This is a genomic window from Candidatus Palauibacter sp. (assembly GCF_965222475.1).
Taxonomy (GTDB): Bacteria; Gemmatimonadota; Gemmatimonadetes; order Palauibacterales; family Palauibacteraceae; genus Palauibacter.
In genome coordinates this window covers 252,038-264,160 of sequence record NZ_CBDCUB010000007.1, presented here as the reverse complement: position 1 = coordinate 264,160, position 12,123 = coordinate 252,038, and the positions used below count along the sequence as shown (strand labels likewise).

11 protein-coding genes and 2 pseudogenes are annotated in these 12,123 nt (G+C 69.9%); 6 read left to right on the top strand and 7 right to left on the bottom strand.

What is annotated here, in order from left to right; genetic code table 11:
• Positions 1-2 precede the first annotated feature (2 nt).
• Both ACOQPP_RS13110 and ACOQPP_RS13105 read right to left on the bottom strand, forming a co-directional pair.
• Positions 3-1,532: a S10 family peptidase gene (locus tag ACOQPP_RS13110; protein ID WP_419166059.1), complete on the bottom strand. Its 1,530-nt coding sequence runs from the start codon at positions 1,530-1,532 to the stop codon at positions 3-5.
• 37 nt (positions 1,533-1,569) lie between these two features.
• Positions 1,570-2,418: an aldolase/citrate lyase family protein gene (locus tag ACOQPP_RS13105; RefSeq protein WP_419166060.1), complete on the bottom strand. Its 849-nt coding sequence runs from the start codon at positions 2,416-2,418 to the stop codon at positions 1,570-1,572.
• Between the two features lie 91 nt (positions 2,419-2,509).
• On the opposite strand from ACOQPP_RS13105, the gene ACOQPP_RS13100 reads away from it, so the two are divergent.
• On the top strand, positions 2,510-3,553 hold the full coding sequence (locus ACOQPP_RS13100; RefSeq protein ID WP_419166061.1) for a histone deacetylase: 1,044 nt from the start codon (positions 2,510-2,512) through the stop codon (positions 3,551-3,553).
• Between the two features lie 25 nt (positions 3,554-3,578).
• Here the strand turns inward: ACOQPP_RS13100 and ACOQPP_RS13095 are convergent, their stop codons facing one another.
• From ACOQPP_RS13095 to ACOQPP_RS13080, 4 genes and pseudogenes are all read right to left on the bottom strand, one after another.
• Positions 3,579-4,028, bottom strand: coding sequence for an HNH endonuclease signature motif containing protein (locus ACOQPP_RS13095; RefSeq protein ID WP_419166170.1), 450 nt, complete (start codon positions 4,026-4,028; stop codon positions 3,579-3,581).
• Between the two features lie 21 nt (positions 4,029-4,049).
• A pseudogene (locus ACOQPP_RS13090) lies at positions 4,050-4,256 on the bottom strand (hypothetical protein); the annotation flags it as partial.
• Between the two features lie 119 nt (positions 4,257-4,375).
• Positions 4,376-4,711: pseudogene (locus ACOQPP_RS13085) on the bottom strand (DUF222 domain-containing protein); the annotation flags it as partial.
• Between the two features lie 402 nt (positions 4,712-5,113).
• Complete coding sequence (locus ACOQPP_RS13080; protein WP_419166062.1) at positions 5,114-6,154, bottom strand: DUF933 domain-containing protein; 1,041 nt, start codon at positions 6,152-6,154, stop codon at positions 5,114-5,116.
• A 32-nt stretch (positions 6,155-6,186) separates the two neighbouring features.
• Here ACOQPP_RS13080 and ACOQPP_RS13075 point away from each other — a divergent pair, with 32 nt between their 5' ends.
• Complete coding sequence (locus ACOQPP_RS13075; protein ID WP_419166063.1) at positions 6,187-6,597, top strand: DUF6165 family protein; 411 nt, start codon at positions 6,187-6,189, stop codon at positions 6,595-6,597.
• A gap of 12 nt (positions 6,598-6,609) precedes the next feature.
• Here ACOQPP_RS13075 and ACOQPP_RS13070 read toward each other — a convergent pair whose 3' ends face one another.
• Positions 6,610-8,382 carry a serine hydrolase gene (locus tag ACOQPP_RS13070; RefSeq protein ID WP_419166064.1) on the bottom strand — a complete coding sequence of 591 codons (1,773 nt, stop codon included), beginning with the start codon at positions 8,380-8,382 and terminating at the stop codon, positions 6,610-6,612.
• Positions 8,383-8,481: 99 nt separating this feature from the next.
• Here ACOQPP_RS13070 and ACOQPP_RS13065 point away from each other — a divergent pair, with 99 nt between their 5' ends.
• From ACOQPP_RS13065 to panB, 4 genes are read left to right on the top strand one after another with little or no spacing between them, the layout of a single operon-like run.
• Entirely contained in the window at positions 8,482-9,774 is a 1,293-nt protein-coding gene (locus tag ACOQPP_RS13065; protein WP_420636717.1) for a branched-chain amino acid ABC transporter substrate-binding protein, read from the top strand.
• Positions 9,734-11,002 (top strand): cytochrome P450, encoded by a 1,269-nt coding sequence (locus tag ACOQPP_RS13060; protein WP_420636716.1) that lies wholly within the window; start codon positions 9,734-9,736, stop codon positions 11,000-11,002. The genes ACOQPP_RS13065 and ACOQPP_RS13060 overlap by 41 nt, the downstream gene beginning before the upstream one ends.
• 10 nt (positions 11,003-11,012) lie before the next feature.
• A complete protein-coding gene (locus ACOQPP_RS13055) occupies positions 11,013-11,237 on the top strand; it encodes a ferredoxin (protein WP_419166067.1) in 225 nt (74 codons plus the stop codon).
• Positions 11,238-11,241: 4 nt separating this feature from the next.
• Positions 11,242-12,123 (top strand): 3-methyl-2-oxobutanoate hydroxymethyltransferase, encoded by an 882-nt coding sequence (panB, locus tag ACOQPP_RS13050; protein WP_419166068.1) that lies wholly within the window; start codon positions 11,242-11,244, stop codon positions 12,121-12,123.

Genomic DNA, 12,123 nt, shown 5'->3' with positions numbered 1-12,123 from the left:
GGCTACGGTACCAGCCCACCCCCGGCCGTGCGGGTGATGAAGGCTTCCAGCGTCTCCCGCCACTGGGGAAGCAGGCTCTCCTCCACGTACATCATGTGTCCGGCGGCGAAGTCCGCGCGGCTGATGTTATTGCGCAGATCCGGTGGCAGCCCGAGTTGCTCCAGCGACCACACGATGGGGAAGTACGGCGTCGCGAAATCGTAGATCCCGTTGACCAGCAGCACCTCGAGGCGCGGATTGCGCTCGATCGCGTGGGCGAGGTCCGGTCCCACGTTGAGCGCGGAGCCGCCGAACGGTCCCCGGCGACCGCCTTCCCGTTCCCAGTTCCAGTTCCGGGTCATGCCGCTGGGCCAGTACTCCCGGTCGCCGTCATAGCCGAGTTCCTCCCGCACGTACGTATTGAAGAGGGAGGTGTAGGCGGAACTGATGGCCGAGGACTGGGCGTCGTGGTTGGGCGTCGTGTCGAGCAGATCCCCCGTCGGGCCGGTGAAACGGGTGTCGAGCCGGGCCAGCGTGAGCCCCTCATCCCGGAGCAACTCCTTCTCGAATTCCGGCGCGGAAACACGCAGGTCGGCTTTCTCGAGGTATTCGAGGCTGAGCCCCGTGTACTCGTGCATCTGCTGCAACACCCGGGCCCGCTGGGCGTGATCGACGGCAGTGCCGGCGAGCAGCGTCTGGGCGTAGTCGGTCAACGCCCACGCCTCGACCTCCTTCATGAACGCCGCGAGGTCGTCGGGGCGTCCGCCGGGGAGCCTGTCGTGGTACTCGGCCGCGACCGCGAAGGACGGCACGGTCGTGATGAACCCGACGTGGGATCCGGGCGGGAACTGAAGCGTGTTGAAGTCGATGACGGCGGATACGAGTACGATCCCGTTCAGATCGATATTCGCGTTCTGGAGGTGCCGCGCCAGGAGCACGGACCGGGTCGTGCCGTAGCTCTCGCCGAGGATGTATCGCGGAGAGTTCCAGCGGTGGTTCTCGCTCAGGAAGCGGCGGATGAACTGCGTCAGCGAGGATGCGTCCTCATCCATCCCCCAGAAATTGCTTCCGTCCGCGTCGCCGGCGGGGCGGCTGAAGCCGGTGCCGATCGGGTCCACCATCACGACGTCCGCGATGTCGAGCAGCGTGTAGCCGTTGTCGACGAGCGGGTAGGGGGGCGGCGCCTGCTGGCCGACGTTCGGCGTGACGACGCGCCGCGGCCCCATGATCCCCATGTGGAGCCAGAACGAGGCGGACCCCGGCCCCCCGTTGTACGCGAAGATGATGGGACGGGTGGCGGGGTCCCCGCCGTTCGTCCGGAAGTATCCCGTGTAGAAGAGTTCCCCCGTCGCGTTCTCCTCGTCATCCCGGAGGATGACGCTGCCCACGACCGCCTGGTAGGCGACGGTCTCCCCGTTCACGACGATGGAATGGTTCGACTCCCAGCGAGAGGGCTGGGGCTCGGAGCGGTCAGCGCCCCCGTCTGGGCTGTCCTGCGCGAGCGCCCCCGCGGGCAGAAGTACGAGCGCGGCGATCACGGTGAGCGACTTCATACTTTTTCCTCCAGGAAACGTCACGTTGGTCCGTCGGCTAGCGGCCGGCGGCGGCCATCCCGGCGGCGACCGCTTGAGGCTGGGTGGCGATGATGACACGGAACCCCTGTTCGATCCGCATGCCGACATCGTCCGCGTTCGCGGTCACCCCGCACGGTACATCGAACTCGAGACAGGCCGCGAGCACGATCTGGATCGCCTCCTCCACCTTCTCCATGTCTCCGTCGTAGACGCGGCGGAGGTCGCCGGGCCCGGGCGAGACGGCGCTCACGCCCGGGGTCGAGACGATCTCGCGCACGTTGTCGATCCCGATCTGGTCCTCGATCAGGAGCAGGCTGATCAGGTGGCCGTCAGGGTTGCCCGGCCACGCGGCGTCGCCGAGAGCGTCCACGGCGAGCGCTGCTTCCTCCGGCGTCTCGACATGGGGATAGACGATGCCGGCCACGCCCGCGGCCAACCCCTGGGCCGCGCGGTCCCGCGCCTCGTCGTGACCATCGCGGATCGGCGGGATCCTCAGCAGCATGGGGTGCGGCGACTGGTGGCCCGAGGCTTCGGACATGCCCGCGGCGTAACTCTCGAGCGCAGGTATGTCGAAGGGCCCGGACTCCAGCGAGTAGAACACGAAGTCGAGCGGGCGGGTCGCGGCCATGGCGGCCCCGGCCTCGGCCGTGTGGTCTCCTGAGAAGAGCCCGAAGATCGCGTCCCCGGCCGCGAGGCGTGCGACGATCTGCACGTTCGCGGGGTTCCCGGGATCGGCCATCATCTCTGGTTCGGACTCTCCCGGTTCTCCCCCGCAACCGTGGAAGAGGACGATGCTTCCCGTGACGCCTCCCAGCAGCCAGAGGGTCCGGAGCGAGGGGTTCGAGCGCGTGTTCCGGGCGGCCATGGAAACCTCGGGGTTGGAGGAAGACCCGCCGGGGCTCTCGCGACCCTCGCCGGGCTGCGATTAGTCTAGTTTCAGGAAAGGGGGTCCCGCCATGCGCACGCCGAGAGAGTTCACGAGTACCCGGAGGAGATTCGTCACGGACGCCGCGCTGGGCCTCGCCGGCCTCGGCCTGCTACCCGCCTCGGCCTGGTCGTGTGCGAGCCCGGGCGGTGCCCGCCCCCGGGCGACGGGTACGGGGCTCGTGTGGGATTCCCGCTACCTGGATCACGTCCTGATCCGGCCGGACGGGGGGCGCCCGCCCGAGATCCCCGAACGGCTGGTGCGCATCCGCGAAGAACTCGTGGCGCGGGGTCTGGACGAGGCCACGGTCGCGCTGGCTCCGGATGCCGAGGCGATGCCGCACATCGAGGCGCACCACACACCGGAGCATGTGGCGGCGATCCGGGAACTCGACGTCACGGGGCCCGTCGCGGCACTGGCCGTATCGGGGGCGCTCGCCGGCGTGGACGCGGTCGCCACCGGCCAGGTCCTGAACGCGTTCTGCGCGGTCCGACCCCCGGGCCATCACGCGAACAACACCGGCGCCGAGGAGGGCTTCTGCTACTACAGCAACGCCGCCGTCGCCGCGAAGTACGCGCAGCAGGCGTACGAGTTCGAGCGGGTGCTCGTCATCGACTGGGACTACCACCACGGGAACGCGACGCAGAACGCCTTCTACGACGACCCGTCCGTCCTCTTCTTCTCCGCGCACGACTGGGCCGCCTATCCACGCACCGGTGACCCCTCCCTCACCGGGGAGGGCGAGGGGAGCGGGCTCAACATCAACGTGCACCTGGACTGCGGCGCCACGGACGACGATATGCTGCGCCGCTGGGACGACACGCTCTCTCCGGCCGTCGCCGCCGTCGACCCCGATTTCGTAATCGTCTCGGCAGGCTTCGACAGTCGGCAGGACGACCTCCTGGGCTGCTTCGCCCTCACGGACGCCGCCTTCCGGCGCATGACGCGCATGGCCATGGACTACGCGGACGCCTGCTGCGAGGGCCGCCTCGTGTCGCTGCTGGAGGGCGGTTACGACCTGGGCGGCACGGCGCTCGCGACCGCCGCGCACATCGAGACGCTGCTGGAAGGATAGGCGGCCGGGGGGATCAGTCTCGGTCTCAGGCCGCGACGCGCTCCCCGTCGTTCGGGGCGGGATCATACTGTCCCCAGAGAACCCCGAGGGCCCAGTCCAGATCCAGGCGATCCCCCTCCCACTGGCCGGTCGCGGTCCAGGGGTTGATCCCTGTCTGCCTGTGCCAGCGGCCGAGGCCGGCGTCGGCTCTCGGCGGCGTTTTCACATCCGCCCGCGTCGGGGGCACCGCCGGTACGAGTCGTCCCTCCGGGTCCCGGAAGTGGGCCGCGCCCGCCGACCCCATCTCCACGCGCCAGCCGCCCTCGTGCACCGTGCGGTGGTGGAACCGGCACAACAGGATGAGGTTGTCGAGCGCCGTCTCGCCCCCCTCGGCCCACGGGATCGCGTGGTGGGCCTGCGTGTAGCGTGACCCGCAGCCGGGAAAGCGGCAGCCCCCGTCGCGCACGTCCAGCGCCTTGCGCAGCCGCCAGTTCACCGTCCTCCTCCGGCGGCCCACGTCGAGCACGGAGCCGTCCAGTCCGCGCTCGACCCGCACCGCCTCCGCGTCGCAGGACAGGCGCCGGGACGTTCCCGCGGGAACGCATGAGCCGTCCTCGGTGGCGACAACATCCGCGTTCCCGGCCACGGTGTGGACGACCAGCTGGACCCTCGCCTCCGTCCGTTCCTCGAGCCACGCATCGAGGGCGTCGTGGTTCCGCTCCACCGGGGTCCGCGGCAGCCTGAGGGGGGCCGCTCCCACGCGGGCTCCGTCTCGGCCTCCGTCTCGGTGGCGGCCTCGGCCTCCCGTTCGGCCTCCAGCTCCTGGCGGTAGAGTTCGTCGCCGGCGGCGTCCAGCGCCTGCATGAGGAGGGCGCCCACCTCCGGCAGGATCCGGCCCCGGATCCGGTACATGCCGTCGTGGTCCACCTGGATGGACAGGTGGCGGCGGTGCGCCATCTCCGGCTCGCCGTCCAGGGCGGCCAGCGCCGCCTCGGCGCTCCGCTGCGCGCGCACGAGACGCTCCACCTGGCTCGCCGTGTGGCGCAGGGCGAAGTCGACCAGCCGGGCCTCGTTCCGGGCGGTGGCCACGCGCGTGAGGGCCCGGACCTTGGACCAGGAGAGGCGTCCACCTTTCATCTCGGCCGCGGTCAGAGGCAGTTCGGCGAGGCGGCGCGCCACGCGCCCGCTCCCGGGCGGGGCCGGTGCTGATCCCGGTGCGCCAGGAGAGCCAGTGGGCGCAGGATTTCCAGCCGCCCCAGCCTTCCTCTCGGTCGAAGACGTAGAGGAGGGTAAGGAGCCGGTACTGGCCCGCGTCGAGGTGGGCGCAGAGTTCGGCGATCTCGTCACCGAGCGGATCGCCGGGCGGCTGGCGGCGGGTGTCGTGGAGCATGGTCTTCCGTCCGAAATCTCAGGGTTGAGGGCACAGGAGCCTGAAGTCTTCGGTCCAGTTTCGGGGCGCGTATCAACCGGATCTCAATGCGGGGATCTCGCCCCGCACCGCTCCGGCCGCAGCCCTCCCGCGGTTTTGGACAGCCGCCATGCGTTCCCGCGGGAACGTCTCCGTCCAAGACGGTGACCGGGTCAGACGTTGAAGCGGACGTAAAAGATGTCGCCGTCGGCGACGACGTAGTCCTTGCCCTCGACCTGTAGCAGGCCGGCCTCCTTCACCGCCTGCTCGGAGCCGTGAGCGGCGAACGTCTCGTAGGGGATGACCTCGGCGCGGATGAACCCACGCTCGAGATCGGAGTGGATCCGGCCGGCGGCGCGCCGGGCCCGGGTTCCGCTCCGGATCGTCCAGGCTCGCACCTCGGCCGAGCTGACCGTGAAGAACGAGATCAGGTCGAGCAGGCCGTACGCCGTCCGGATAAAACGGGCGAGGGCCGGCTCGCGCAGGCCGAGCGCCTCGACGAACGCGGCCCGGTCCTCCGGCTCCAGGTCGGCGAGTTCCGCCTCCACCGGGGCGGAGAGCGCCAGCCCGGCGGCGCCCATCGCGTCGACCCCGGCGGCGAGGTCGGGCGGAAGCGTCTCCCCGGCCCGGTCCTCGCTCCGGTTGAGCAGCACGAGCAGTGGTCGGTCGGTCAGGAGTCCGTATCCGCGGAACGGCCCGCGGTCCAGTTCGGCGCGGGGGACGTTCCGGAGGGGCTGCTCGCGCTCGAGCGTGTCCCTCGCCCGCTCGAAGGCCGCGATCTCGACCGGGTCCGCGCCCTCCTTCCGCGCCCGGTCCAGCCGTCGCTCGACGATGTCGAGGTCCGCGAGGAGACACTCCGTCCCGAACGCCTCGAGCGCACCGGCAGGGTCGGGCGGCACCGCCAGCGCCGGGTTCTCGAAGTCCCGCAGCACCAGGCACAGCGCCTCCTGCTCGCGGATCTGCTGCAGCGTGCGCGGGGAGAGTCCCTTCTTCGCGGCACCGTACTCGCCCGGGATGTCGCAGAAGCGCATCTCCGCGTACGTCGTCCTGCGGGGGGAATAGTGGGCGCTCAGGGCGTCGACGCGCGGATCCGGCACCCGTACCGTCCCCAGCCGCACCTCCCCGCCGAACCCGACCGGGACGCCGAGCCCCGTCATCGCGTTGAACACCGTCGTCTTCCCGGAACCCGCGAAGCCCACGAGCCCAATCTTCACCGCGCCCCCTCCCCGTCGCTTATGTTCGGAGCGTGAATATCGAGATCCCCGTCTCCGTCGGCGAACTCATCGACCGTATCACGATCCTGCGGCTCAAACGGGCCCGGATCCGCGATCGCCGGAAGCTCGCGAATGTGAACTCCGAGTTGGAAAACGTCGAGGCCATCCGCGAACGGACGATCGGGCCGCTCGCCGCCGCCCCCTCCCGCGTGAAGGAGCGCATCGCCGCCCTGGGAGACGTGAACCGGCAGATCTGGGACATCGAGGACGAACTTCGTGCCCTCGAACGGGCGGCCGAGTTCGGTCCCCGCTTCACCGAAGCCGCACGACAGGTATACCGCCTGAACGACGAGCGCCACCGCCTGAAGCGCGTCCTCAGCGAGTACTACGGCTCAGGGATCCTCGAGGAGAAGTCCCACGCCGCGGCCGATCCGGGCCCCTGACTCAGGCACAACTCAGGAGCAGAACGGGGCCAGACGGTCGGCCGCCGCGGCGAGTCCCTCGACAGGTGAGGATTCCCGTCCCGTCACCTTAGAGATCCGGATGCCGACGATGCCATTGGGGAAGAGGACGACGCGGTGTCCGCCCCAGCCCGACATGCGCGTGAGGTCGACGACGCAGCCGCCCTCGCCGACGTAGTTCTGGTGCCAGAGCGCCAGGTAGTAGCTGGGCTGGCCGGTCTCGGCCGGCCGGCCGAAGGTGATCCCGCGCGCGTCCGTCCGGTACAGGACCTCGGCGGTCAGTTGCGGGTGCAGGAGTTGTTCGCCTTCGTGTGCGCCGCCCCGCTGCAGGAGACGCGCGATCCTGGCGAGGTCGTCCACCGTCGGGTAGTAGCCCTGTGACATCTGCGGCAGGGTGAGCGAGCCATCCGCCTCGATGAGCCGATTGGTCGGCGCGTGCGGCACGCCGATGGGCCGGTAGACCTCTTCCTCCAGCATCCGCCACAGGTCCGCCTCCGGTCCGGCCCGATGCTTGAGGTACGCGTCCATGGCCGCGCCGATGAGGAACGCGTCCTGGTCGCGGTAGCGGACGACCTCTCCCGGTCCCCAGGGATGGTTCGAGGCGCGGAACACCTGCCGGATGCGTTCGTCCCTCGAGATCGCCGTGTACCAGTCGTCGTAGCCGATGAGGTAGCCGTCGCCCGTGTTGTTGGGCTCGGTCCGGGTCGAGCCCTCGCCGACGCCGGTGGCCATGTTGAGGACATCCCGGAAGCGGACGTCGTCCCAGCCGTCGTGATCGGCCGTGACGTTCAGGTGATCGGCCACGCGCTCGTCGAGGACCTCCCGTCCGTAGCGCTGCGCCAGCCGGAGCGCGGCCACCGTGTTCCCGGTGGACTTGGTGACGGACCAGATCCCGAAGCGCTGCTCCCGGCAGAAGGGAAGCTCGCCGAACGGCGTGGGACAATCGGCCGCGTAGAGCGTGTCACCGACGAGGAAGGCTGCGGTGACCATGTTCTCCAGGTTCATGCCCGCGTGCATGCTCTCGAACACGGAGTCGCCGACGAGCGGGCGCAGGTCGGAGATCGGCCGCACGGGCGGCCGCATCGCCTTCTCCACCGAGAATCCCGCGACCACGCCGGAGGGGGCCGGCCCCGGTGCGTACGCCGCCGCCAGTTGCCCCCACATGAGACGCCGCTGGACGAGGAAGTAGGGCCTCCCCTGGGTCACGGTCTGGAAGCGGACGCCCGACACCTCGCGGTCGTTGAAGGCGAAGGTCGCGACGCCGTTGTACGTCTCGTTCTCCACCGAACTCGCGAGCTGGAGAGGGAACGCCCCGCGTGACCAGTCTTCGCCCGGCTCCGACCACACCGTGCCGGGGCCGACGAGGACGTCCCAGTAGCCGCCCGCCTCGGTGCGCGTGCCGGCGACGATCAGGTCGCGGTCCCACGGGACGAGATCCGAACCATCCGAGACGAACCCGAGGGAGACATCCGGGAAGCGCTTTGTGTCACGGCCCATGACGCGGCGTGCGTCGAGTTCGGCGGGGTCCGTCCGCATCTCCGCGCCCACCAGAGTGATGGTGCCGGAGAAGGTGTGCCCGGCGACCCGCGCCCGGGGCGACGGGAGGAATCGGTCGTTCGTGAGCATGAGGGGCGGCGCCCACGCCCCGAGGGTCAGTTCGTCCAGCGGGACGGGAGCCGAAGACTCCGGGACTCCCGCGTCCCCGCACCCGAACGCGAGCAGAGCTGTGCAGATCGTGAGACGCTGAAACCGCCGGTTGCGAGCCATTCGTGCTCCCCCGAGAGCTGTCGCCACGTCTTGGAGGCGTCTGTGCCTCTGCGTAGCTTGCAGCCAGAGCGTTCGTCCTGTCACGGGGAGGGTACACCGATGGACCACCGAGCCGGAATTGTCCCGCGGACGCCGCTTACCGCTCTCGCCGCGATTGTCGCCGCGATTGTCGCCGCGGCCGTCACCGCATCGTGCGACGGAACCACCGGGCCATCGAGTTTCGAGCCGGGCCCGCTGGGCGTGGTCACGGTGAGGCGAGGCGAGGCCGTGAAGATCCGGTCTCTGCTTGCGATGACCGGGGCGCCCTCGCTGGGAGTGGCGGCCCGGCGCGGCGTGGAACTCGCGGTCCGGGACGTGGCGACCGTCCGCGGCCGCAACGTCGAACTGGGTGACGCCGTGGACTCGATGTGCTCGCCGGAGGGCGGCCGGGCGGGCGCCCGGGAGATCGTCGCCGACCCGCAAATCGTGGGCGTCATCGGCACGTCCTGTTCGGCCGCGGCGGTGGCCGCCTCGCCGGTGATCAGCCAGGCCGGGTACGTGATGGTCGCACCGAGCACCACGTCGCCGCTGCTGACCTCGGATCTGGCGGGCAACCCGAACCCCGACCATCACCCCGGCTATTTCCGCGTCGCCAACAACGACCTCTATCAGGCGCGGGCCGTCTCCAACTTCGCGTACAACCAGCTGGGTCTCAGCCGCATCGTGACGCTGCACGACGGCGATCCCTACACGACGGCGCTGGTGAAGGCCTTCGGGGATGCGTTCCGCGCCCTGGGCGGCGAGGTCCCGGTCGCCACCGGGATCCGGAAGGGCCAGACGGATATGACGTCCGTGCTCGCGGAGTTCGCGGCGGCCGGGCCCGGTGGGATCTTCTTCCCGCTGTTCCGTCCCGAAGGTTCGCCCTTCGCGGCGCAGGCGCGGGCCTTCGACGGCCTCGAGGGGGTGACGCTCATCTCCGGCGCGGCACTGCTCGTCTCCGAGTTCCTGGCGGAGCCGCAGTCCGAGGGGATCTACTTCGCCGGGCCGGAATCGGACTACAGCGGCAACGTCAACGAGGTAACGGGAAAGAGCGCGGAAGCCGTCATCGCCGCCTATGAAGCGGCGTACGGCGAGCATCCCTCGACGCCGTACTGGGCGCTCGCCTACGATGCGACGACGCTGTTGCTCGACGCCGTGCGGGCCATCGCCGTCGAGGAAGGCGGACGACTGTACCTGGACCGCTCCGCGTTGCGGGCCCGAATCGGCGCCGTCGGCCTCCGGGGTCTCGTCGGCGAAGTCTCCTGCGATGCCTTCGGTGATTGCGGCACCGGGCGGCAGAACGTCTATCACCACACGGACTCGAGCGTCACGGATGTCGAGCAACTGCCCGTCGTCTATCGCTTCGTCCCCTGAGCCGGCGGCGGACCTCGACGACCTCTTCGCGGAGGAGGTGATCGCCCGCCCGTACGCCGGCTTCGCGCGGCTGCGGGAACGGGATCCGGTCCACTGGAACGAGAAGTTCGGGCTGTGGGTGGTCACGGGATACGACGCCGTCGTCTGGATTCTCCGGCATCACGAGCTCTTTTCTTCGGCCGTCATCCGGGGGGTCGAATCAGCCCCGTACCCGCCGGTCCTCCCCGAAGACACGCACCTCTTCGACGACGTCAGGACGTTCCGCGCGGACCAGTTGGTGGAGCAGGACCGACCCGAGCATCTGGAGCAGCGGAAGACCGTCCACTCCTTCTTCACGCCCACGGCGATGGAGGGCTGGCGGTCGTTCGTGCGTCGGGCGGTGGACGAACTTCTGGACGAGGTGTGGCCCCGCGGGCGGATGAACGTCGTCACGGATCTCGCGGCGCCGCTCCCGGTGCGGGTGATCGCGCGCCTGATGGGCGTCCCGCGCGAGGACATGGACACGCTGCGAGGGCTGGCGGACAGCATCCTCCACCTGAACCGCGGCGAGCCCGACCGGCTGCGGCCGCTGACCGAGGGGATCCGCGGGATCATGGAGTACGCCCGACCCTTCGTGCGCGAGCGGATCGAGGACCCCGGCGAGGATCTGATCTCGGCGCTGGCCCGGGGCGAGACGGACGGCGCGTTCACGCGCCACCAGGTGCTGGTGAATACCGGCCTGATGCTGTTCGCGGGACACGAGACGACGATGAACCTGATCTGCAACGGGCTCCGCGCCTTCATCGCGCACCCCGAGCAGTGGCACCGGCTGCGAGCGGACCCGGACGGCTTCGCGCGGACGGCGACCGAAGAGTGCCTGCGCTACGACCCGCCGGTGAAGTCGACCCAGCGCATCGTGGCGCAGAGGGCCGAACTCTGCGGAAAGACGCTTTCACCGGGCGAGCGCATCCGCTGGATCATCGCGGCGGCGAACCGGGACCCCGCGGTGTTCGAGGACCCGGACCGGTTCGATATTGCACGCCAGCCGAATCCCCACCTCTCCTTCGGGTCGGGGATCCACTACTGCCTCGGGGTCGCGCTCGCGCGCATGGAGGGACAGGAGGTCTTCCGCGGCCTGGCCCGCCGCTTCGACCGGTTCGAACTGGAGACGGAGGAACTGCGCTACCAGCCGAGCATCCAGTTCCGGTCCCTCGAATCGCTGCCCGTCACCTGGACGGTCCCGTCGTGAGCGTTACAGCGTGAAGATCGAGATCGATCACGGACTGTGCGTCGGCAACGCGATGTGCGTGGCGACGGCGCCGCGCGTGTTCGCGCACAACGAGGGCCGGCAGTCGACGGTGGTCGACCCCGCGGGCGACACGGAGTCCGCGGTGCTGGCGGCGGCGGCGAACTGCCCGGTGAGCGCGATCCGCGTGGTCGATGCCGAGACGGGACGGTCCCTGTTCCCGGCCGAGGACGGGTGATCGCATGACGAGTGATCCGCCGACGCGGACCATGAGCGTGCCGGGCGGGGGCTCCGGAGGGCGGAAGGTGACGACGTTCGATCTCGGCGCGATGAAGTCGCGGGGCGAAAAGATCGTCGCCATTACCGCCTACGACGCGCTGTTCGCCTCGCTCGTCGACGCGGCGGGGGTGGACCTCATCCTGGTGGGCGACTCCCTGGCCAGCGTCCTGTGCGGAGAAGAGTCGACCCTCGCCGCCACAGTGGAACAGATGACGTACCACGGCCGGATCGTGGTGCGTGGGACGTCGCGCGCGTTCGTCGTCGTGGACATGCCCTTCCTCAGCTACCAGGTCTCGGTCGAGGAGGCGGTGCGGAACGCGGGAAACATCCTCAAGCAGACGGGGGCGGGGGCCGTGAAGCTGGAGGGTGGGTTCGACGTGCTCGACGCGGTGAGGGCGATCGTTCGGGCGGGGGTTCCCGTGATGGGCCACCTCGGTTTCACGCCGCAGTCGGTGCACGCGCTCGGCGGGCACCGGATTCAGGGGAGGGACGAAGAGGCGGTGTCGCGGCTGGTGGAGGAAGCGGCCGCTCTGGAGGAAGCCGGCGTCTTCTCGATCGTCCTCGAACTGATGCCGACGGTGGCGGCGCGGCGGGTGACGGAGGCGATCTCCGTGCCGACCGTCGGGATCGGGGCCGGTCCGGAGTGCGACGGACAGGTGCTCGTCCTGCACGACATGCTGGGCCTGAACGAGGGGTTCAGCCCGCGCTTCCTGAAGAGGTACGCCGAACTCGGCGCCGCGGTACGCGACGCGGTGGGCCGGTACGCCGGGGAAGTGCGCGAGGGGCTCTATCCCGACGCGAGCCACGGGTACGAGGCGGGCGGGTCAGATGGAGACGGAGGCTGA

What these genes read in the sequence shown, in the direction of transcription:
- ACOQPP_RS13110 (WP_419166059.1), bottom strand. Translation starts at nt 1,532, where the DNA reads ATGAAGTCGCTCACCGTGATCGCCGCGCTCGTACTTCTGCCCGCGGGG.
- ACOQPP_RS13105 (WP_419166060.1), bottom strand. Translation starts at nt 2,418, where the DNA reads ATGGCCGCCCGGAACACGCGCTCGAACCCCTCGCTCCGGACCCTCTGG.
- ACOQPP_RS13100 (WP_419166061.1), top strand. Translation starts at nt 2,510, where the DNA reads ATGCGCACGCCGAGAGAGTTCACGAGTACCCGGAGGAGATTCGTCACG.
- ACOQPP_RS13070 (WP_419166064.1), bottom strand. Translation starts at nt 8,382, where the DNA reads ATGGCTCGCAACCGGCGGTTTCAGCGTCTCACGATCTGCACAGCTCTG.
- ACOQPP_RS13065 (WP_420636717.1), top strand. Translation starts at nt 8,482, where the DNA reads ATGGACCACCGAGCCGGAATTGTCCCGCGGACGCCGCTTACCGCTCTC.
- ACOQPP_RS13060 (WP_420636716.1), top strand. Translation starts at nt 9,734, where the DNA reads ATGTCGAGCAACTGCCCGTCGTCTATCGCTTCGTCCCCTGAGCCGGCG.
- panB (WP_419166068.1), top strand. Translation starts at nt 11,242, where the DNA reads ATGACGAGTGATCCGCCGACGCGGACCATGAGCGTGCCGGGCGGGGGC.